20 protein-coding genes and 1 pseudogene are annotated in these 21120 nt (G+C 65.0%); 15 read left to right on the top strand and 6 right to left on the bottom strand.

Annotation, left to right across the window (positions count from 1 at the left end; translation table 11 throughout):
- Positions 1–973: 973 nt before the first annotated feature.
- Positions 974–1885, bottom strand: a complete 912-nt coding sequence (locus tag ACTF4R_RS05685) for a S24/S26 family peptidase (protein WP_440006944.1) — start codon at positions 1883–1885, stop codon at positions 974–976.
- 84 nt (positions 1886–1969) lie between these two features.
- Between ACTF4R_RS05685 and ACTF4R_RS05680 the strand changes: the two genes are divergently transcribed.
- The gene (locus ACTF4R_RS05680; protein ID WP_440006943.1) at positions 1970–3526 is read left to right on the top strand and encodes a DNA-directed DNA polymerase II small subunit; all 1557 of its coding nucleotides are present in this window, start codon (positions 1970–1972) and stop codon (positions 3524–3526) included.
- Between the two features lie 185 nt (positions 3527–3711).
- On the top strand, positions 3712–4308 hold the full coding sequence (locus tag ACTF4R_RS05675; protein ID WP_440006942.1) for an arsinothricin resistance N-acetyltransferase ArsN1 family B: 597 nt from the start codon (positions 3712–3714) through the stop codon (positions 4306–4308).
- A gap of 135 nt (positions 4309–4443) precedes the next feature.
- Here ACTF4R_RS05675 and ACTF4R_RS05670 read toward each other — a convergent pair whose 3' ends face one another.
- On the bottom strand, positions 4444–5124 hold the full coding sequence (locus ACTF4R_RS05670) for a class I SAM-dependent methyltransferase (RefSeq protein ID WP_440006941.1): 681 nt from the start codon (positions 5122–5124) through the stop codon (positions 4444–4446).
- Between the two features lie 100 nt (positions 5125–5224).
- Here ACTF4R_RS05670 and ACTF4R_RS05665 point away from each other — a divergent pair, with 100 nt between their 5' ends.
- Positions 5225–5665, top strand: coding sequence for a DUF2391 domain-containing protein (locus ACTF4R_RS05665; RefSeq protein ID WP_440006940.1), 441 nt, complete (start codon positions 5225–5227; stop codon positions 5663–5665).
- Positions 5666–5729: 64 nt separating this feature from the next.
- Complete coding sequence (locus ACTF4R_RS05660) at positions 5730–6320, top strand: DUF7090 family protein (RefSeq protein WP_440006939.1); 591 nt, start codon at positions 5730–5732, stop codon at positions 6318–6320.
- Between the two features lie 157 nt (positions 6321–6477).
- Here the strand turns inward: ACTF4R_RS05660 and ACTF4R_RS05655 are convergent.
- Positions 6478–6558, bottom strand: a pseudogene (locus ACTF4R_RS05655) (uracil phosphoribosyltransferase); the annotation flags it as partial.
- A gap of 48 nt (positions 6559–6606) precedes the next feature.
- Here ACTF4R_RS05655 and ACTF4R_RS05650 point away from each other — a divergent pair.
- Both ACTF4R_RS05650 and ACTF4R_RS05645 read left to right on the top strand, forming a co-directional pair.
- On the top strand, positions 6607–6807 hold the full coding sequence (locus ACTF4R_RS05650; RefSeq protein ID WP_440006938.1) for a hypothetical protein: 201 nt from the start codon (positions 6607–6609) through the stop codon (positions 6805–6807).
- Positions 6804–7202, top strand: a complete 399-nt coding sequence (locus tag ACTF4R_RS05645) for a type II toxin-antitoxin system VapC family toxin (RefSeq protein WP_440006937.1) — start codon at positions 6804–6806, stop codon at positions 7200–7202. The genes ACTF4R_RS05650 and ACTF4R_RS05645 overlap by 4 nt, the downstream gene beginning before the upstream one ends.
- A gap of 5 nt (positions 7203–7207) precedes the next feature.
- Here ACTF4R_RS05645 and upp read toward each other — a convergent pair whose 3' ends face one another.
- On the bottom strand, positions 7208–7882 hold the full coding sequence (gene upp, locus ACTF4R_RS05640; protein ID WP_440006936.1) for a uracil phosphoribosyltransferase: 675 nt from the start codon (positions 7880–7882) through the stop codon (positions 7208–7210).
- A gap of 71 nt (positions 7883–7953) precedes the next feature.
- On the opposite strand from upp, the gene ACTF4R_RS05635 reads away from it, so the two are divergent.
- The 6 genes from ACTF4R_RS05635 (at position 7954) to ACTF4R_RS05610 (ending at position 14225) form a co-directional block, all read left to right on the top strand.
- Positions 7954–8364: an SRPBCC family protein gene (locus ACTF4R_RS05635; protein WP_440006935.1), complete on the top strand. Its 411-nt coding sequence runs from the start codon at positions 7954–7956 to the stop codon at positions 8362–8364.
- 97 nt (positions 8365–8461) lie between these two features.
- The gene (locus ACTF4R_RS05630) at positions 8462–8758 is read left to right on the top strand and encodes a DUF7990 family protein (protein ID WP_113274574.1); all 297 of its coding nucleotides are present in this window, start codon (positions 8462–8464) and stop codon (positions 8756–8758) included.
- 1 nt (position 8759) lies between these two features.
- Positions 8760–9740, top strand: coding sequence for an ArsA family ATPase (locus ACTF4R_RS05625; protein ID WP_440006934.1), 981 nt, complete (start codon positions 8760–8762; stop codon positions 9738–9740).
- Positions 9741–9968: 228 nt separating this feature from the next.
- Complete coding sequence (locus ACTF4R_RS05620) at positions 9969–11807, top strand: carbon starvation CstA family protein (RefSeq protein WP_440006933.1); 1839 nt, start codon at positions 9969–9971, stop codon at positions 11805–11807.
- Between the two features lie 354 nt (positions 11808–12161).
- On the top strand, positions 12162–13028 hold the full coding sequence (locus ACTF4R_RS05615; RefSeq protein ID WP_440006932.1) for a universal stress protein: 867 nt from the start codon (positions 12162–12164) through the stop codon (positions 13026–13028).
- Complete coding sequence (locus ACTF4R_RS05610) at positions 13029–14225, top strand: inorganic phosphate transporter (RefSeq protein ID WP_440006931.1); 1197 nt, start codon at positions 13029–13031, stop codon at positions 14223–14225.
- Positions 14226–14241: 16 nt separating this feature from the next.
- Here the strand turns inward: ACTF4R_RS05610 and ACTF4R_RS05605 are convergent, their stop codons facing one another.
- Both ACTF4R_RS05605 and ACTF4R_RS05600 read right to left on the bottom strand, forming a co-directional pair.
- On the bottom strand, positions 14242–15252 hold the full coding sequence (locus tag ACTF4R_RS05605; RefSeq protein ID WP_440006930.1) for an A24 family peptidase: 1011 nt from the start codon (positions 15250–15252) through the stop codon (positions 14242–14244).
- 197 nt (positions 15253–15449) lie between these two features.
- Positions 15450–16964 carry a Cdc6/Cdc18 family protein gene (locus tag ACTF4R_RS05600; protein WP_433628929.1) on the bottom strand — a complete coding sequence of 505 codons (1515 nt, stop codon included), beginning with the start codon at positions 16962–16964 and terminating at the stop codon, positions 15450–15452.
- Positions 16965–19282: 2318 nt separating this feature from the next.
- Between ACTF4R_RS05600 and ACTF4R_RS05595 the strand changes: the two genes are divergently transcribed.
- From ACTF4R_RS05595 to ACTF4R_RS05585, 3 genes are read left to right on the top strand one after another with little or no spacing between them, the layout of a single operon-like run.
- On the top strand, positions 19283–19924 hold the full coding sequence (locus ACTF4R_RS05595; protein ID WP_113274569.1) for an Era-like GTP-binding protein: 642 nt from the start codon (positions 19283–19285) through the stop codon (positions 19922–19924).
- Positions 19925–19929: 5 nt separating this feature from the next.
- The gene (locus tag ACTF4R_RS05590; RefSeq protein ID WP_113274568.1) at positions 19930–20313 is read left to right on the top strand and encodes a DUF2073 domain-containing protein; all 384 of its coding nucleotides are present in this window, start codon (positions 19930–19932) and stop codon (positions 20311–20313) included.
- Positions 20313–21041 (top strand): OapC/ArvC family zinc-ribbon domain-containing protein, encoded by a 729-nt coding sequence (locus ACTF4R_RS05585; protein WP_440006928.1) that lies wholly within the window; start codon positions 20313–20315, stop codon positions 21039–21041. The genes ACTF4R_RS05590 and ACTF4R_RS05585 overlap by 1 nt, the downstream gene beginning before the upstream one ends.
- Positions 21042–21120: the final 79 nt, after the last annotated feature.

Here is a 21120-nt window from a genome sequence, read left to right as displayed (position 1 = left end):
TGATCGATCGTTTGGCCGCAGTTGTCACCCTTACCCCCACAATAAGAGCAGGAGCAGATCCATCTTTGGTCAGTCTGTTCACCACGGACTATCCCTTCGTTTGGACACCCGTCTTCGTGTTCAATTCCCTCAGCGTCTTTTCCGTATGCATTGCACTCAGTACAGACGAGTGCGAGGGCGTAAGGTGTTGATTCTTCTGACATGGGCCCCTTCAATGTAATGCGTTGAAGTACAATAGTTATTGTGGCTTCATCGGAATCTATAATTCTATGCGCGTGGGGGCATTGCTAGGACACCTTTCGGTAGTACCGTCGTATAGGATTCTCTCCAGTAGGGGCCTCCGCGACTGCAGTATCAGGATATTCAGCCAACATGAGTGACAAGGCACGTTGGGTTTTCCTCAGACTTGTCGAAGTAGTCCGCCCACGCACGACGTCACTCCACTTTCGGGCACGCTCCAGAGTGTCGATCTTAGGGCGGGGATCATCCGGAAGTCCAGACATTCGGCTTCTCGGTTCGTCCCAATCGTACCAATCGAACCACGTTTCGTCAGCGACCAGAGGAAGATGGTCGTAAATCCGAGCAGCAAGGGTTCTGATCTCTTCATCGTTTCTCACGGAATCATGAAGAACAGTGAGGGTGGAATCTATTTTTCAAGCCGCTATGTAACGGAACTCAAAGAGACTTCCACAGCACTGACAATCTCATCCGTATCAACTTCCGCACTATCTGTGTCGTTTACGATATAAACCAGCGTATAGCATCCCACTATACATCGCGACGCGCTTCCTTCCCCGAACTATCGAAGAGCGTCGGCCAGAACTCCGTACGGGCCGACGCCCGGACGAACCGGCAGTGAGAACGCGTGATTCTGGGCGACTACGCGCAGAGGAGCACCGGCGTCGGCGGATCCACCGTAGCGTCGTCGCCGCGTCGTTCGCGGTCGGCGTAGAAGGAGACGCGTCGCGGGCAGTCACACCGGCACGACGGCGGAGTGCGACGCCGACTCGTTCGAGTTCGCGAGCGACGGCGCGGTCACGTCGTCGCCCGGCGACGGGGCGTACTCCGCGGTCGAACCGTACTGGGGGCTGGCCGGCACGCTCGCCCGCGAGAAGAACAGGCGGACGTGGCCGAGCCACGGTATCTTCACCTCGGCGGTACCACGGACCCAGGACGGACGCACGGGCTCGCTGATGCCGACCACCTGGTCGTACGCGCGGTTGGCGTCGCCCTTCGTGATGAAACCGTCGTGCGGGGCGGGACAGGTCTCTATCTCCTTGCAACTGTCCGCGCTACCGAGATAGGACTCGTCAGCCTCGTCGTACCAGTTCTCGCCTTCCTCGACCCAGAAGCGCGCCCGGTGGATTATCGGCGTCCGGTCGCTCTCGCCGTCCGGCTTGTAGATTATCACGTCGCCGTAGTTGCTGAAGCTCCTGTAGTCCGCGCCCTGGCCGGCCTGGTAGGTGACGACGCCGGTGCCGTCGACGGCGGCGCCCGAGGTGAGGCGGTGTTCCTCCATGACGAAGATGAGGTCCCCTCGCTCCATGTGGGGTTCCATGCTCCCGCTCTCGACGGCGACCATCGGCGGCCAGACGCCGCTGACGGCGAACAGGAGGAGACCGATGGCTACGACGATGGCGGCGCTCTCCAGCATCTCGCGGACGAACGTGACGGTTCCGTTGTCGGTGGTCCGGAACCACCGCCACCAGCCCACCGGGCCGGCCCGGTCCGGCCCGGTCGACCACTCTCGACCGGGGGAATCCTCGGGGTCGGACCCCTGCGACCGGTCCGAATCGGAGGGACGGTCGGAGTCCGGACCGAACCGGTCCTCCGAAACCGGCCGGTCCCTCCCACCGTCGGACGACGACTCGTCTGGAGGACTCATTACGGTGCGGTTAGCCATCCCGGGTTGTCAACCTTCTGGGTTGGTTCGCTAGATTTTTTGCCGCCCCCGCGCTTCGTTCAACTCGTGCCACTCGAAACCCCGGCTCGAATCGTGCGAGAGTTGACGAGCCGCGGGTACAACGCCGACCGCGAGGCGGTGACGCTGCTCGCGTCCGCGCCCGACCCCGTGGGTGCGCTCGACCGCGCAGTCGAATCCGCCCCGGAGGACGCACTGAAACTCTCCGCCGACCACGTCAGACGGACCCTCGACGGGAACGGCGACGAGTCCGACGACCCCTCGGTTTCAACTGGAAACGCCGACGTGAGTTCGGGTCCCCGGGACGGGGCGTCTCCAGTCGAAACGGAGGGGTCCGCGAGCGAGTCGACGCAGGGACGGTCAGACGGAGCGGGGGTGACGACGTCCCGGAGCGTCGCCGACCGGTCGGTCGCCATCGACGGCGACGTGACGGACGAGAGCACGGGAACCGGCGAGTACGAGGACTTCGTCTCCGTCTTCCGCGACCGCTTCAAGCGACTCTCCGGACAGCTTCGGGGCCGGGTGAACGCCCGACCGACGAACGCCGTCGCGGAGATGCCCGGCGGCAGCGAGGCGGCCATCGTCGGGATGATAAGCGACATCCGCTCGACGGCGAGCGGTCACTGGCTGGTCGAACTGGAGGACACGAACGGTACCTTCCCCTGCCTGGTCATGAAAGACCGGGAGTTCGCCGACGTCGTGGACGAACTCATGCTCGACGAGGCCATCGCAGTCGAGGGGACGCTGGCCGATGACGCCGGCATCCTGTTCGTCGACTCGCTTCACTTCCCGGACGTGCCGCGGACCTACTCGCCCTCGACCGCCGACCGGCACGTCCAGGCCGCGCTCATCAGCGACGTCCACGTCGGCAGCCAGGAGTTCCTCGCCGACGCGTGGTCGCGGTTCGCCGACTGGCTCCACACGGAGGAGGCGGAGCACGTCGAGTACCTGCTCGTCGCGGGCGACATGGTCGAGGGCGTCGGCGTCTACCCCGACCAGGACGAGGAACTCGACATCGTGGACATCTTCGAGCAGTACGAGCAGTTCTCGGAACACCTGAAGGAGGTGCCGGGCGACATGGAGATCGTCATGATTCCCGGCAACCACGACGCGGTTCGGCTCGCCGAACCACAGCCGGGGTTCGACGAGGAACTGCGGTCGATAATGGACGTCCACGACGCCCGCATCACGGGCAACCCGTCGACGGTGACCGTCGAGGGCGTCTCGGTGCTGATGTACCACGGCGTCTCGCTGGACGAGGTCATCGCCGAACTGCCCGACGGGAAGGCGAGCTACGACGACCCGCACAAGGCGATGTACCAGCTCCTGAAGAAGCGCCACGTCGCCCCGCAGTACGGCGGCCACACCCGCATCGCGCCGGAGGAGAAGGACTACCTCGTCATCGACGAGGTGCCGGACATCTTCCACACGGGTCACGTTCACAAGCTCGGGTTCGGCAAGTACCACAACGTCACGGCCATCAACTCGGGATGCTGGCAGGCCCAGACCGCCTTCCAGAAGAGCGTCAACATCGACCCCGACGCCGGTTTCGCGCCCATCGTCGACCTCGACACGCTCGACGTGACCGTCCGGAAGTTCGTCTGACGGCGACGCCGGCCGAATCTCCAGTCGAAACGAAGCGGTTGATTTCTTCGATATCGACGCGTAAACTCTCCGACCGTCGGGGAGTTCCCGGCGACGCGCTGTCGACTGCGAGACGAACTCCGAAGCGTGCGGATTCGGTTTCCGGGACGCGACGGTTTTATCAGGCGAGCAGTGGACGGGTCGCCATGGGAGCGACGATACGGCTGGCGACCGCGGCCGACGCCGAGGAGCTGACGGCTATCTACTCGCCGGTCGTGGAGAACACGGCCATCTCGTTCGAGACGACGCCGCCGACCGCCGAGGAGATGGCGTCGCGGGTCCGGAAGACGACCGGGGACCTCCCGTGGCTGGCGTGCGAACACGAGGGGACGGTGGTAGGATACGCGTACGCCAGCCACCGGAACGACCGACCGGCGTACCGGTGGTCGGTCGACGTCTCCGTCTACGTTCGCGAGGGTCGACGGCGACGTGGCGTTGCTCGCGGCCTCTACGAGTCGCTCTTCGCCGTCCTGCGACGACAGGGGTTCTGCAACGCCATCGCGGTGATAGCGTTGCCGAACCCGGCGAGCGTCGAACTACACGAAGCGCTGAGGTTCGAGCGCGTCGGCGTGTACGAGGCGGTCGGCTACAAGCACGGCGAGTGGCGCGACGTCGGCCACTGGCAACTGTCGCTACGACCGGAGCCGGACTCCCCCTCGTCGCCGACCTCCGTCGACGAACTCCGGAACTCGCGGGGCTGGACGGACGCGGTAGCGACCGGAGAGTCGTCCGTCCGCCTGTAGCTCTTCGACGCAGTCGCTCGTATCGAAGGGGAACGCCGAGATACGGAACGACGCTCTCGTTTCTACTGGAGAATGAAATCCGCTCCATCTTCCGCTCTCCACACGAAATAAAGGGGAAGAAGACGAGAGGGGCGGTCAGGGAACGACGCCGACGGTCAGCAGCGTCCCGAACTCGCGGTAGCGTTCGACCATCGCCTCGCGGGAGTCCCAGTCGTCCGTCGGGAACGCCTCTGCTGGCGGAATCTCCGTCTCGCGGTCCGGGACGTTGTCCTGCTGGGCGACGTGGAACCCGGCCTCGCGGAACGCCTCGCGGTACTCGGCGGCGCTCCAGCGCGTCATCTCCACCTCGATGAACTCCTGCCACTCGTGGGAGTGGACGTTCTCCTCGTAGTAGTTGACCGCACACGAGAACGTTCCGCCGGAGCGGAGTACGCGCCGGAGTTCCCGCAGAGCCTCGCGGGGGTCGCTGGCGTAGTAGAACGCCTCCATCGAGAAGACGTGGTCGACGCTGTCGTCGGCGAACGGAAGGTGTTCGAAGTCGCCGACGACGAAGGCGACGTTCGCGTCGTCGGTGTACCCCCGGGCGTTGTGCGCCATCTCCGGCGAACCGTCGATACCGTACACCCGGCCCGCCTCCTTCGTGTCCCGGAGCGCACGCCCGGCGTACCCGCTGCCACAGCCGAGGTCGAGCACCGTGTCGCCCGCCTCGACCGGCATCCGGGCGAGCACGTGTTTGGCCGTGTGCCAGTGTCGATCTTCCATCCCGCGGTCGCGGCCCTCGGCCGCCCACTCGTCGAACTCCTCGCGGACGCTCATGGTCGGCCAGTGGTGCGCGGGGGTGAAAGTCGGTTCGGAACGGACGAGAACCGAACGACCGAGACCGGATACTTAAACCCACTCGGTCCGTCGTCACGGTATGGTCGGGTCGAAAAAGCGGTACGCTCTCGCCGACAGCGCCCAGCAGATAGTCGGCGGGTTCCTGCTCGCGGGGCCGTTCGTCGTGACCGAAGAGGTGTGGTTGTTGGCGGGAAACATGACGTGGCTTCACACGCTGGGAACCGTCTGCATCGTCTTCGGAATCGGGTACGGAGCGCTGTACAAGGCCGACGACGAGCGCGACCCCGACCGCGAGGCGGAGGTGGCGGGCGTGCCGGCGCGGTTCGTCTCGCTCATGGGCGTCGCGTTCGGGTCCGTGACCATCCTGGCGCTCACGTTGACCGCGCCCGAGACGTTCCTGCAGGACGGACTGCTTGACGGCGAGGCGTCTTCGCGCGTGGTGGCGACGACGCTGAAGGCCATCAGCGTCGGGGCTATCTTCAGCGTGGTCGGCGCAGCGACCGCCGACAGCGTGTTCTGAGTCCCGACAGCGTCGAGACGTTTTCCCGCATATTTTAAGTCTTAGCCCCCAGTTACCGACGAATATGGATTATCGGCTCGCAATCGAGAACACGCCGGAGACGGTGCCGGGCGGGACCGGCGTACTGCTGCTGCATCCGAGTACGGGAGAGACGGACCGAATCGATACCGACTTCCTGAAGACCGACACAGACCGCTTTCTCGTCATCTCGACGCGGACGACCGCCCGCGAGGTGAAACAGAAACTCGACCACTACGACGTCGACGAGAGCAAGGCCGACATCCTCGACACGCTCTCCATCGAGCGGGGCTACTCCCGGCGCAACGCCGACGACGTCCACTACGTCTCCTCGCCCGACGACCTCGAAGGCATCCTCGACGTGACCGAACGCTTCCTCGCCAACACCGACGGCAAGCGTCGCATCAGCCTCGACTCTATCACCGAGATGGCGTACTACGCCGACGAACAGCGCGTCCACGACGCCGTCGCGGACCTGCTGGACCTGCTGGCCGAACACGACGCCGTCGGTCTGTTCCACCTCTCGAAGGGCGTCCACGACGAAGAACAGATAGAGCGCTTCATGGGCATGTTCGAGGCCATCGTCGACCTCGACCGGGACGGCGACGTCGAGACCGACTTCTCGAAACTGGAGTGAGTCGACGGTCGGGGACGCCCCGGCACCGCTCTCCCGGCGTTCGTGACGCCGAGTACCGTTGCATCCGGATTCGTCGCTCTCGGTCCGGCAGTACCCCGGGCATCGGCGCGACGGTCCTCGGCGGTCGCGTCCGAGACGAGGGAAGAGGGGCGTGCGCTTACTTCGTCCGGAACGCACGGTCGCCGGCGTCGCCGAGGCCGGGAACGATGTACCCGTCGTCGATGCTCACCGTCAGCAGACGGTGTTGGAGAAAACCCTTTTGCTTGGTCGTTCTTAGGGAACACTAATGGGAAACACCGTTCGAACCTTTTCGTCCCTGGGAATGCGGGAATCGGTGGACGAATCGAAATCAGAGCAGGAACGTTTGGGGGACGCCCTCGAAGAGATAAGTGGTGAGGAGCGGTTGGGAGATTACCTCGCAAAGCGGTCGGAGGACGACGGCATCGACCCGGTCGAAGCAGTCCGAAAATTGCGAGAGGACGTATGAGCAACAGACTCTTCCTCGACACGAACATTTTCGTAGCTGTTCTCGATGAGGAACCCGAACAGGGAGAAACGGCAAGGAAGTTACTGAATTCCGATCACGAACTGTACACTTCACTTCTGAATCTACTCGAACTACGGACAGTGCTCGTGAAGCAGAAACAGTGGGAACAGGAACGAGCGGAGGAAGTTATAGCAGGGATCTCGGATCGAATCGAGGTGTTCGTTCATGAAACGTCTGACGTACTCGCTACGAATCAGTTGCAGAAGGAAACTCTCCTGTATCCAATGGACTGCCTCATTTTCGCTGCAGCAGAAGACGTAACTGCCGAGTTAGTTACGTTCGATGCAGAAGTGCTCGACAACGGTGCTACCTCTCCCGAGGAGATCGTCGACTGAAACGCCTACTTCGTCCGGAACGCACGGTCGCCGGCGTCGCCGAGGCCGGGAACGATGTACCCGTCGTTGTCGAGGCGGTCGTCGATGCTCACCGTCAGCAGGTCGGCCTCCGAGAACTGGTCGCCCACGCGGAGCAGACCGTCCGGGGCGCTGACGGCCGAGAGGACGAACAGGTTCTCCGGATTGGGCTGTTCCGCGAGGACCTCCTCCAGCACCGCGCACATCGTGCTCCCGGTGGCGAGCATCGGGTCGGCGACGATGACGGTGTCCTTCTCGGTTATCTCCGGGAGCTTGATGTAGTCGATGGTGATGGGGAACTGGCCGTCGTCCATCCCGGCCTCCTCGTCGCGGCCCGCCGAGATGACGCCCTGCTTGGCGCGCGGGAACGCCTTCAGCAGTCCCTCGACGAACGGCGTCGCGGCGCGCAGGACGTTGACGATGACCACGTCGTCCAGTCCCTTGACGCGCTCGCCCGTCGTCTCGGTCATCGGCGTCTCGATGGAGACGTACTCCGTGTCCATCGCGCCGTCGATTATCTCGTAGCCGCAGATGCGGCCGAGTTTCACGAGCCCCTTGCGGAAGCCGACCTGCTCGGTCTCGACGTCTCGAAGCTTCGAGAGGGTGTCTTTCGCCAGCGCGTGCGTGATGAGGTGGGCGTCGCCCCGTTCCTCGATGGTCATACCCGAGAGATGCTCGTCGGGGGGCTATAACCTAACGATACTTTATCCGGCGTGCGTGCCACGGTATCGACATGCGAACGGTCGAGGTTTCGCGGTTCGTGAACGCGGCACCGGCGGAGATAGAGCGCGAACTGTTGCCCGAGCGCGTCGTCCGGTTCGAGGGAACGTTCTCGGTGAACGAGGTAGAGGAGGGCGAGGACGAAACGGCCGTGCTCGCGCGCGGCGGCGGCCTCCAGACGGTGCTCGTCTTCGAGGAGCGCGAAGCGGGCGTCGCGTACCGTCAGCGCGGCGACGAGGGGCCGTTCGAATCGATGGAGACCACGCTGACGCTGGACCGCGAGAACGAGGGAACGCGGGTGACCGCGCGGTCGTCGGTGTCGCTCGGCCTGCCGGTCGCGTCGGTGTCCGATCGGGTCGCGGCGTGGAAGCGCCGCTGTGAACTCCGGCGACTGCTCGACGCGCTCGCAGCGGACGTCGAGTGACGACAGGCGAGGCGGACGCGAGCGACCGCTCCGGCGCGCCCGGGGACCGCACGCGAGCGTGGCGAAGCCTTAACCGCGGGGCTTCCCTTGTGAGGGTATGACTCTCCACGAGCGGATCGCCGCGTACCGCGACTGGCTACGGGAGGTGCTGCACGGACTCTACCACGGGATGATAGAGCATCCCTCGTTCGAACTCATCGAGAAGGAGGCGGAGGACATCGAAGACGAGTTCATGTTCGCCTGTTTCTCGGACGCCTTCGGCATCCCGAGTCCCGTCTCCTACTACACCGCCGAACTGCTGCCGTATCTCGGCGAGGAGTTCGAGCAGTTCGAGCGCCGGATGTGGGACCGCGAGTCGCTCATCGAACGCAAGGGCCAACAGTATCACTTCTAACATGAAGTTCGTCTTCTTCGGCGGCAAGGGTGGCGTCGGCAAAACCACGGTGTCGAGCGCCTACGGCCTGAAGTGCGCTCGCGCCGGTCTCGACACCCTCGTCGTCTCGACGGACCCGGCTCACAGCACCTCCGACGTGTTCGACCAGCAGTTCGGGGACGACCCCGCACCGGTCGAGGGCCACGAGAACCTGTGGGCGATGGAGATCGACCCCGACGAGGAGGTCCAGCGTCACATGCAGGAGATAAAGCGGGCGATGAGCGACCAGGTCAGCCCCGCCGTCGTCAACGCCATCGACCGCCAGATAGAACTCGCCCACAAGACTCCCGGTGCGCACGAGGCGGCGCTGTTCGACCGGTTCGTGGACGTGATGCGCGACAGCGAGGAGTACGACCGCGTCGTCTTCGACACCTCGCCGACCGGCGGCACCCTCCGCCTGCTCGGCCTGCCGGAGTTCCTCGGAGACTGGATAGACCGACTGCTCGACAAGCGCGCGAAGAGCATCGAACTGTTCGAGAAGGCGGCCGTCGGCGAGCACGAGGCCCGGCGGCGCGCGGAGGACGACCCCATCATCCGGCGACTCGAGGAGCGCAAGGAGACCTTCGAGTTCGCGGGACGCGTCCTCCGCGAGGAGGCCGCGTTCTACCTCATCCTGAATCCGGACGAGCTCTCGATTCGCGAGACGGGGCGGGCCATCGAGGAGTTGACGGAGTACGACCTCGACGTGGAAGGGCTGGTCGTCAACAAGGTGACGCCGGAACCGGACGACGACGAGGGGGGGCGGGGTGCGCGCTACCTCCGCGAGCGCTGTCGCACCGAGCGCGACCGCATCGACGAGATACGCTCGGCGTTCGACGAACCCGTCGTCGCCACCATCGAGGAGCGCGTCCAGGAGGTGAAAGGCTCCCTGCTGGCGGAGGTCGCGGCCGAACTGGCGGTCGAGGTCGAAGCGCCGCCGGCCGCCAGCGAGTCGGCGAAGTAGCCGAGCGTACTCCGTGACCGCAGCGACCGGCCGCGCCGGCGGTTGCCGGCGACCGGCAATTTGGTAACGAATTCGCCACTAACTACGTTCCGATATATCCGGAAGCTGTAGTAATCCAGCGAAGTAGACAACAAACCTATTTTCGAGCGGTGGAGCGCTCCATTCTGCAGGAATCGAAAGGAACATTTATTGTGGTACGTCAATTTTTGAACCCTGGGGCAGAATACCATGGCAACATCTATCATTTGGATGGTACTTGGGGTGCTGGCACTGTTCAGCGTCGGCTACCTCGGGTACTCGCGGTATCTGGCACGATTCGTCGAACTGGACGACAGTCGGGATACACCGGCCCACAAGTACGAAGACGGGCAGGAGTACGTTCCCGCCAAGAAGACGGTCCTGTTGGGGCATCACTACTCGAGCATCGCGGGCGGCGCACCCATCGTCGGCCCGATTACGGCGGGTGCGGCGTTCGGCTGGCTGCCAGCCGTTCTCTGGATCGCCATCGGCAACCCGATTCTGGGGGCGGTCCACGACTTCATGTCGCTGTCCGGCAGTCTGCGACACGAGGGCAAGTCCATCGGCTACATCATGGGCGAGTACGTCGGCGAGCGCGGCAAGAACATGTTGCTGTGGTTCGCGTTCCTGACGATCATCCTCGTCATCGCCGTGTTCGCGCTCGTCGTGGCCGTCGTCTTCGACGCGTTCCCGAGTGCGGCCACGGCGAGCGTACTGTACATCATGCTCGCGCTGGTGTTCGGCGTCTGGCTCTACCAGCTAGACCTGCCGTTCCTCGTCGGGACCGTCATCTTCGTCGCCGGCGTGTTCGCCAGCGTCTGGGTCGGCATCCAGTACCCGGTCGCACTGTTCAGCCACCCGGAACTGGCCTCCGACGTCATCGTCCTGTTCGGCGACGGCGGGTCGTGGCTCCCGCTGGCGAGCGCCCAGAACGTGAACGTCGCCGCGTGGGTCCCCATCATCGTCGTCTACGCGTTCGTCGCTAGCGTCCTCCCCGTGTGGACGCTGCTGCAACCGCGCGACTACCTGTCGTCGTTCCTGCTGTACGCCGGCGTCGGGGGGATGGTCGTGGGCATCATCCTCGGCTCGCTGGGCACGTTCGACCCGGTGACGGTCGACGGGACGACCTACTCGGCGCTCGAAACGCAACTACCGGCGTTCACGGGCTTCGTCAGCGATTCGCTCGGACCCATCTTCCCGTTCCTGTTCGTCACCATCGCCTGCGGGACCATCAGCGGGTTCCACTCGCTGGTGTCCTCGGGGACGACCGCCAAGCAACTCAACACCGAGAGCGACGCTCGCGTCATCGGGTACGGCGGGATGCTGGGCGAGGGGCTGCTGGCAACCACCGCGGTCGCCGCGCTGGCCATCGTCGCCACGACGGAGTTCTCCAGTGGGCTCGCGGGTGCGCTGGCGAACTTCCCGACCGGCGGCGGGGTCATGCTCACGAGCCTGGGCGTCCCCGCGACGTACGGCATCCCGTTCATCGGCCTCGTCTTCGTCAGTTTCCTGCTGACCAGCACCGACACCGCGGTCCGACTGGGCCGCTACATGTTCGAGGAGATCATCGGTACGCCCGAGACGAGCGCCCAGAAGACGGCGACGAACCGTTACGTCAACGCCGGCATCCAGTGCGTCCTGGCGTACGTCCTCGTCGCCAGCGGGACCTGGGGCAGCCTCTGGCCGCTGTTCGGCAGCGCGAACCAGTTGCTCGCCGCGCTGGCGCTGCTGACCGCGACCATCTGGCTCGTCAACTGGGACGACGACAAGCAGTTGCTGAGCACTGGCGGCCCGCTCGTGCTGATGTTCGCGGTGACCATCGTCGCGCTGCTGTGGATCGGTCTGCTGCGCGCGCCGACGGGTGCCCTGAACGCCGACACGACGGCGGAAGCCATCTCGCTGGCCGTCCAGTCGATCCTTTCACTGGTGCTCGCCGGCCTCGCGCTGGCGCTCGCCAGAATCGGCTACCGAAACATCTCGTCCGCGCGTAGCGAGCAGACCGGCAGACCCGTCGCCGACGGCGGGGAAGCCGACGACGCGGACGACTGAACTACTTCGTTTTCTCCGGAGCCGTCGGGTCCCGAAGCGGCGTCCGGTTTCGCGTCGCGATCTCCACCCGAAACGGTGCCCCTCCTCGCGTTCGACCACCGTCGTCACGCCGACGTGATCGAGGGCGAGAACGTGGACGGCAGCGGTGAGCACGCTCCCCGCGAGCGCGCCAGCGAGCAAGCGAGCGTTCCGTTGCACGGGTTTCGGCTCCCTGACGATAAACGTGGGCGAGGAGGAGTTCGAGGGAGTCGTTTCAACTGGAAGTCAGTCGCGAGTCGCTTCACCTCGTGCGTCGAGGTCGTCGTCCTGTACCGGGACGAACGCTTTTCCCCGTTCCCGTCGTACGGCGTGGAAATGAGTCGGGAGAACGATTACCGCGTCGCGGTCGCGGTCGCTCACCCTGAACGAGCCCCCCAGTTGACGCGGACGGCGGTCGACGTCGCGCGCGACGCCGGCGGCGAGGTGCTCGTGTTGAGCGTCGTCGTCACCCAGCGCCAGTCGCCATTCGCGCTGTTCGAGGACGAAGTCATCAAACGGCAGTTCGGGGGCGAGCGCAGAGAGATCCTCGACAACGCCGTCGAGACCGCCGGGGGAGCAGTGCCGGTCCGGGGACAGCTACTCGTCGCCTACGACGTGTCCCGTGCGCTCGTCCACGCCGTCGTCGAGTTCGACTGCGACGCGCTGGTCGTCGGCTGGCACGAGCGCCAGCGCACCAGCGAGGTCGTTCTCGGGTCGAACGTCGACCGTCTCGTCCGGAGCGCGCCCTGCGACGTGCTGGTCGAGAAACTGGGAGCCGAAGCCGACGGCGTCGAGTCGGTGCTCGTCCCAGTGGCGGAGGGGCCACACGCCACGCTCGCGACCGAGGTAGCCCGCGCCATCGCGGTCGCCAACGACGCCCGCGTCGAACTGCTCCGAGTCGTCGGCCACGGCGACGACCGGGCGACCGCCGAGCAACTGCTCACCGAGACGGCCGCGATAGCCCGACCGGCGACCGTCGAGACGCGCGTCGAGCGCGGCGACGTCACGGACACCGTGGTCGAGGCCGCCGACGACCACGACGTGACGGTCATGGGGACGACCCGCCACAGCATCATCCGGCGGCGACTCGTCGGTACGGTCTCGCAGTCGGTCGGTCGGCGCTCGGACAGCACCGTCATCCTGGCGCGGCGACCGACCGGCGTCCGGCCGCGCGTCACGAAACGCATCCACGAGGTCCTGTAGATGGGGGTCGGCACGCTGGCGGTCGTCTTCGTCGCGGTACTGGCCAGCTTCTTCATGGCGTGGGCGCTCGGCGCGTCGAGCAACTCGCCGCCGTTCGCGCCCGCCGTCGGCGCGAACGCCATCCCGACGATGCGCGCCGCGTTCCTCATCGGCGTGTTCGCCGCGGCCGGTGCCGTCACGCAAGGCGGCAGCATCTCCGAGACGGTCGGCACCGGCCTCATCGACGGCGTCAGTTTCACGCCGCTGGCGGCCACCGCCGGCCTCTTCACGTCCGCGCTCTTCATCGCTCTCGGCGTCCGGACGGGCTACCCCATCCCGGCCGCGTTCGCCGTCACGGGCGCGATGGTCGGCGCCGGCCTCGCGCTCGGGGGCGACCCCGCCGTCGACACCTACCGGCGCATCGTCACCTTCTGGCTGTCCGTGCCGTTCGTCTCGGGAAGCGTCGCCTACGCCACCGCGTGGTTACTACGCCACGACGACGTGCCGGAGACGATGTCGATACCGCTGCTGGGCGGCTTCGTCGGGTACGTACTGGCGAACGTCGACCTCACCATCATTCCCGGACCGACGCCGACCGTGGCGGGCTTCGTCTCTCATCGCGTCGGAGCGACGCCGACGCTGGTCGGCTCCTACGACGTCGCGACGGTCGCGACGAGTCTCCTCGCGGGGGTGGCGGTCTTTCTGATCCTCCGGCGCACGATGGTCCAGTCGGTCGACGCCGGCGTCAGACAGTTCCTCGTCGGTCTCGGCGCGGTCGTGGCGTTCTCCAGCGGCGGCAGCCAGGTCGGGCTGGCGACCGGCCCGCTGGAACCCCTCCTCGCCGACTTCGCCGTTGGCGGCGTCGCCTTGCTCGTCCTCGGCGGCGTCGGCATCCTGCTCGGGGCGTGGATGGGGTCGCCCCGTCTCCTGCAGGCGGTGTCGCGGGAGTACTCACAGCTCGGCGTCCGGCGCTCCATCGCCGCGCTCGTCCCCGGGTTCCTCGTCGCGCAGGCGGCCATCGCGCTCGGCATCCCCATCTCGTTCAACAACATCATCATCTCCAGCGTCGTCGGGAGCGGCCTCGTCGTCGGCTCCGGCGGGGTCTCCCGCCGGAAGATAGCGTTCACGCTCGGGGCGTGGGTCACCTCGCTGGTCAGCGCCATTCTGATGGGTTACGGGATGTACACCCTACTGACGACCGTGACGGGCATCGAATGACGAGTCGAGACGGGGCTCAGATGACGAACCCGAGCAGTCCCAGCAGACCGGAGAGCAGGTCGCCGAAGGTGAACGCCACGACCAGACCGGCGAACATCGGGACGATGAACGGGATACCGGGCGACACCCACACCGTCTCCTCGGTGACGAGAACGTCCAGACCCTGCCGGAGCTGGGCCGGCGTCGTGCCGTACGCGCCGTGGTCGACGTCGTCGAGAAACGCCGCCGCACCCCAGGGGTCCTCGTAGCCCGAGTCGGGAGAGGGAGGACGCTTCTGTATCGCACTGCCACCGTCAGTCGCGGGGTCCTCCGATACTCCGTGGCCACGGACTGCGCCGTCCGTCGGCGGGTTCGGCTCGTCGGGGATCGTGGCGGGGTCCCGGAGGTCGCTCGCCCGCTCGCGCAGCTCCGCGAGCGTGACTCCGCGCCAGCGGAGGTACATCCGGACGGCGTCCAGGTCCGCGCCGTTACGCGAGACTCCCTCGGGGGTTTCGAGCAATCGCCCGTGCGCCGTCGGAATCTCGTCCCACGGCGTCGTCCGACCGACGAACATCACCGAAGAGATACGGCCGGCCAGCAGGTTCCGGACCGCGAGCGTCGCCGGATACAGCGCGCCGAGCAGGACGGTGTTCGTCAGTATCGTGAGCGAGAACACGCCGAGGACCGTCCCCTGAACGGGGAGCGTCCAGCCCGCGACGTGGTAGAGCGGATACGTCGGGAACAGCGCTGCGACGACGAGAAACGCTTTCGCGTCCGCGCCGCCGAAGGCCCGGAACCACCAGAACGCGAGCACGAGCGGTGCGACGAACCCGAGGCTCACGACGACGCGAACGAGGAACCACCGCCGTTCGAGTGGCGTCGCCTGCAACGCAAGCCACCCCTCCCAGCAGAGGAGGAGAACGGCGAGCGCGGCGAGGGGGTACCACGTTCGGTTCGGAACACGGCGCGTCTTCACGTCGCGCCACGCGGCCCATCCGAAGACCGGGAGGGCGAGCAACCGCAGCAGGTCGGGCAGCGTCGCGTACACCAGACGGTAGCGCTCGGAGCATCGTGTTATGTGTTGCGGTTGCGACCTGAGCGACGGCGTAGGTGTTCGGCGACGGGCGGAGTTCGTGAGAGAAATCCGACGGTGACCGTTCCCGGAGACGAACCGGACGGACATCGTCGGCCCTGCGGCGGTTTCGAACCCCTCCGTTTCGTGTCGAGGAGGGTAGGACTACCGCATCAGTTGTCGAAGCGGGCCTGCTGCATGGACGGTTGAACGTCGTCGATGTCGCCCAGCCGGGAGTCCGAGAGGAGGACGGCCTCGGTCTCCTCGATGGGGACCGAGAGGCTGATCTCTTTCGTCCGGCCGTACCGACCCTTCGAGACGACGACGGCGTTGACGATGCCGAGCATGTCGAGTTCGCTGATGAGGTCGGTGACGCGACGCTGGGTGAGGATGTCGGCGTCGATCTCCTCGCAGAGTCGCTTGTAGACGTTGTACACCTCGCCCGTGTTGATGTTGTGGACGCCGTTCTTCTCGAGGGAGATGGTCGAGAAGAGGACGAGTTTCGACTGCGTCGGAAGCGTGCGAACCACCTCGACCACGCGGTCGAGTTCGATCTTGTCCTGGGCCTTGCGGACGTGGTCCTCCTCGATGAGTTCGGCCTGGTCGCGCTCCGCGAGTTCGCCCGCGGTCCGGAGGAGGTCGAGCGCGCGCCGGGCGTCACCGTGCTCCTGGGCGGCGAACGCGGCGCAGAGCGGGATGACGTCCTCCGAGAGGGCGTCCGGCTTGAACGCCACGTCGGAGCGGTGCTGGAGGATGTCACGCAACTGGTTGGCGTCGTACGGGGGGAAGACGATCTCCTCCTCGCCGAGACTCGACTTGACCCGGGGGTCCAGGAAGTCGGTGAACTTCAGGTCGTTACTGATGCCCATGATCGACACCCGGGAGTTCTCGAGTTCGGAGTTCATCCGCGAGAGGTTGTAGAGGGTGTCGTCGCCGCTCTTCTCGACCAGTTTGTCGATCTCGTCGAGCATGATGACGACCACGCGCTCCTCGTAATCGACGGCCTGGAAGAACGTGCTGTACACCCGGTCGGTCGGCCACCCCGTCATCGGGACGGTCTCCATCTCGTCGGCGTCGTCTTCCAGTTCCGCGATGCGGTCGTCTATCTCGTCGACGGAGTCGAACTCGGTGTCGGCCATCGACGCCGGGTCGGACGTCGCGTCCGGGGCGGCGTCGTCCCGGAGTCGTTCGAGGTCGTCGATACGTTCCTCGATGCGGTCGAGGTTGTTCTCGATGAACTTGTTCGCCAGTTGCGCGAGCACGCGATACTGGGTGTCGGTCACCTCGCAGTTGATGTACTCGACCTCGCAGGGTACCTCGTACTTCTGGGAGGTGCTCTCGAGTTCCTGGCTGACGAACTTCGCGCTCGCCGTCTTCCCGGTCCCCGTCTTGCCGTAGATGAGGATGTTCGACGGCGTCTCACCGCGCAACGCCGCGACGAGAATCGTCGCCATCTTGTTTATCTGTTCTTTCCGGTGTGGCAGTTCGTGCGGCGTGTACGACGGACGAAGCACCTCCTTGTTCTCGAAGATGGGTTCGCCGGACAGCAGGTCGTCGAACAGACCCTGGTTGCCCTCCTCGTCCGCGTCGTCCAGCACCACGTCGTCGAGGTCGACCCCCTCGAAACTCCTGTCGGCGTCCCCCTGAGACGTGCCGTCGTTCGGTTGTGTCGGGTTCTCGTCTGACATGGATGGATAGCAACCCCTTCATTTCGTTTGGAACGCGCGCGCCGGAACGGCGAGAGAGAGCGAAGCCGGGGGATATTGTCCGGTTTCGCAGTAGCGAAAACCTACCAACGCGTCCAGTTGATGCAGATGAACTAAAGGTGTACCAGAGTATTAAAATCTTTCTTATCTGGCCACACCGCCATGAAACCGCCGTAGAGACGTACATACAGCGGATTTCCCCTGTCACCGTCGACTCTGCGGCGGCGTTCTCGCCGGGAGCAACGTCCGGTCGTCGCGCGTCCGACGCCGAACCGGCGTCGACGCGCTCGCACGAACCGACCGTCGTAACGCCGGTGAGTGTCCCTCCTGTCGGGACTCGTCGGCCGACTTCGAATCGAGTTTCGTTCGGGGAGCCGGTCGAGTCCCCTTCTGGGAGCTGATCGAATCTCGTCCGAGGGGTGGCGTCGGCCGGGAACGCTACGGGGACGGCCGAAAATTCGACGGCGGCGACTGGGGCTCGATGGTGGCGGCCGGGCTCGATAGTGTCGGCCGGGAGTTCGATGGCCGTCGTCGGGAAACACCGGTCGAATCTCGGCCGTCGAGAAGCGAGAGAGAGCGTTCGGACGGCGGACCCTCGCGAGGTCGGACCTCGCGGCAGGAGCGTCGCTCCGGTGTCATCGACCGTCGACGGCGAGAGTCACGGCGGCTCGGCGAGTCCAGGTCCGGTCGTGGACGGGCCGACCGCGAACCCCCGGACGGACGGTCGATTTGGCGAGAGCGGAGCCCCCCCGTTTCCGGTGGAATGGGTCGGTTGACCACCCCACATTCCGGCGTCGACACCATTCCAGGCGGAGCCTCTCGCTCGGTGCGTCCGTCGCCAACCTTCGGACACCCATCCTGTCGCCGAATCTACCATTTCCTCGGGCCGGTTCGCGAGACTCGATTTCGGGGGACACTCCCCCACCCCTTCGTTTCGGGTGGAACGGAGAGAGGGTGGGGGAGGGGAGGGGGTTTCTAGAAGGGGAACGCTTATGTAATACGCATTAAAACAATAACCGCAAACTAGAGCACTCTGTTTTCTAGAAGACGGTGGTTGTTGGAAGTATGTACGCTACACCGCCGACCGACCCCCCGACCCCATCCGCTCCCGGCGTTCCACCTGAAACGAGGGGGTCGGTGTGTGTAGCGTATCTTCGAATACAGGTCAGGATTTCTACACTCGTCCGAACGACCGGACGCCGAGCGTCGCTGCCGTCCACCGACGTTCTTCACCCCACTCTTCGCTGACCCCGGTTATCGTCGAGGCGAATCCTCCCACTGCGACCGACGCTCTCCACCGACGCCACCGACGTCACCAATGCCACCGACGTCACCAATGCCACCGACGTCACCGATGCCATCAACCACCGACCGGACGACCGACTATCCCTGGCGGAGTACCGCCTTTCTCGACCGACCGCCTTTCTCGACCAATCGTCTCCTGGGAAACGTGTCTCTCGCAAAACGATCTTCGCCGACGTGATTGCTGTCCATCGTGTACGACGCACACGGACGTAACGGAGAAGCCTCGGGGGACGGCTGCAGTTCCAGATAGCGAATCGCCGAGAGGCGAACCGGACGGTTGTGGAACACCGATCGAGAACTACGGATCGTCGACGCCGTGAATCGTGGTTCCAGTAGAAACGGTGCCCTCTTCGCTCCCAGTGCCGTTTACACGGACGTTCCCGCTTCTCGGCCCGACCCCTCTGTTTCAGGTGGAAACCGCGGAAGGGCGTCGACCAACTTCCGCCGACGGCTACCCTTCGGGTCAGGAACGCCGGTCGGTTCCCTCTACTTCTGCCATCCACCACCACCGTTCATTTCGTGGTTCGATCCACCGTCACCGTTCATCTCGTGGTTCGATCCACCGTCACCGTTCATCCCATAGATCGATAATCGTCGTTCGCTTCGGTCATCGGTCGTCGCCGTTCGTTCGGAGACCGATCGTCGAGTTCAGTTCGGAGACCGATCGTCGAGTCCGGTTCGGTCGTCTATCGTCGCCGCGTCGTATCGAGCGACCGACCGTCTATTCGACCGAACAGTCGCCGGTCCGAGAGACGACCGAGAAGTTCGATCGTCCGAGGTCCGATGGAACCTCTCGTTCGTCGACCGAACAGTGCGGTGAGAGGACGCGGGGCGGGTTCTGTTCGGTGGATCGACGCTCTTCTTGCGTTTTGTGCCTCATCGTTGTGTCAACCGTTGTCTGACGTAGGTTTAAGTGAATGGCGTGAAGTTCTACGCGCACACAGCCCCGCACGTCGGCGTAATCCTCCGACAGCAAGGGTCTGGGAGGAAAAAGGATGGGATTGTTCACAGGTCTCAGGAAAAGTATTGCAAGCGTGACGGACAAGCTCTTCTCCGCCGAGGAGCCGAAACGAATCGGCATCTACGGACCACCCAACGCGGGGAAGACGACACTCGCCAATCGTATCGCCCGTGACTGGACCGGTGACGCCGTCGGTCCGGAGAGTCACATTCCACACGAAACGCGGCGCGCCCGCCGTAAGGAAGACGTCGAGATAGAACGCAACGGCAAGACGGTCAGCATCGACATCGTCGACACGCCCGGCGTCACGACGAAGGTCGACTACGAGGAGTTCCTCGACCACGACATGGAGAAAGAGGACGCCGTGCGTCGCTCGCGCGAGGCGACGGAAGGCGTCGCCGAGGCGATGCACTGGCTTCGCGAAGACGTGGACGGCGTCATCTACGTGCTCGACAGCACGAACGACCCGTTCACGCAGGTGAACACGATGCTCATCGGCATCATCGAGAGCCAGGACCTGCCGGTGCTCATCCTGGCGAACAAGACCGACCTCGAGGATTCCAGCGTTCAGCGAATCCGCAACGCCTACCCGCAGCACGAGACGATTCCGCTATCGGCGCTGGAGGGCGACAACATGGACGAGGTGTACGAGAAAATCGCGGAGTACTTCGGGTGATACCAATGGCAGAAGTGAAAAACGGGGACGACGGCGTTCAGGTCGACCTCATAGGCGGCGAACGGATGTCCGGCAAGACGAGCATGGAGAAGATCCGGATGATCCTCGACGGGGTCCGGGACGGCAACATCGTCATCCTCGAGGAGGGGCTCTCGCCCGACGAGGAGAGCAAACTCATCGAGGTGACGATGACCGAAATCAGTCCGGACGAGTTCAACGGCATCGAGATAGAGACGTACCCGCGCTCGGAGACCTCCGACGGTGGGTTCCTCGGTCGGCTGATGGGTCGCGAGTCGACCTCGACGCTCACGGTCATCGGTCCGGCGAACCAAATCGAGACGCTCCACAAGGACGAGAACCTCATCAGCGCGCTCATCTCACGCAAATAATGCCGCACGAGTGTACGAACTGCGGCCGGGCGTTCGCCGACGGGTCGAAGGAGATGCTCTCCGGCTGTCCGAACTGCGGCGGGAACAAGTTCCAGTTTCGCCCCGCCGGCGTCGACGCCGGAAACGATCCGGGAACCGACGCCGGGGCCGAGAGGAACGCGACTCCAGGTGAAACGACGCCCACCGCATCGCGGGGGGCGCCCGACGCGTCGGACGCGGACCCCGACGCCAGCGCGGTCGGACGTGCGGCCTCCACCGTCAAGGAGTGGGTGGGAACCCGCGATACGACCGGACCGGGAGACGAGACGGCTTCGGAACCGGAACGGCCCGTCTCCGACCCCGACGGGAGCGCCGGTGCGAGCGAGTCCACCGGAAGCGGTCCGGAGGCGGGACCGGACGTCGAGGCGGACGACCTGCCGGCCGACGAGGACAGCGCGCAAGCGAGCGCGCGAACGGACGTCGTGGCCGACGACGAACTACCGGAACGGTCGTCCGCAGAGGGGGCTGGAACCGTCGTGGACGCGCCCGACGACGAGCAGCCGAGCCTCGAAGAGCTTCGCGAGGAGCTCAACAGCCAGTTCGAGAGCATCAAGGTGGTGAATCCGGGCCAGTACGAACTCAACCTGATGGAACTGTACGAGCGCCAGGAGTACATCATCGCCCTCCAGGAGAACGGTCGGTACGTCATCCAGGTGCCGGACTCCTGGTCCGACGTTGCCGACACCTAGGTTCTTCTCGTTCGCGGATCGCGACTTCGCCCGGGGGAGCCGACGCTGTGTCCCGAACGCACTCCACGCGACTGCAGAC

Origin of the sequence: Halomicrococcus pelagicus (assembly GCF_051917725.1) — an archaeon.
GTDB lineage: Archaea > Halobacteriota > Halobacteria > Halobacteriales > Haladaptataceae > Halomicrococcus.
The sequence above is the reverse complement of the archived record's forward strand: the minus strand, read 5'-3'. Positions and strand labels throughout refer to the sequence as shown.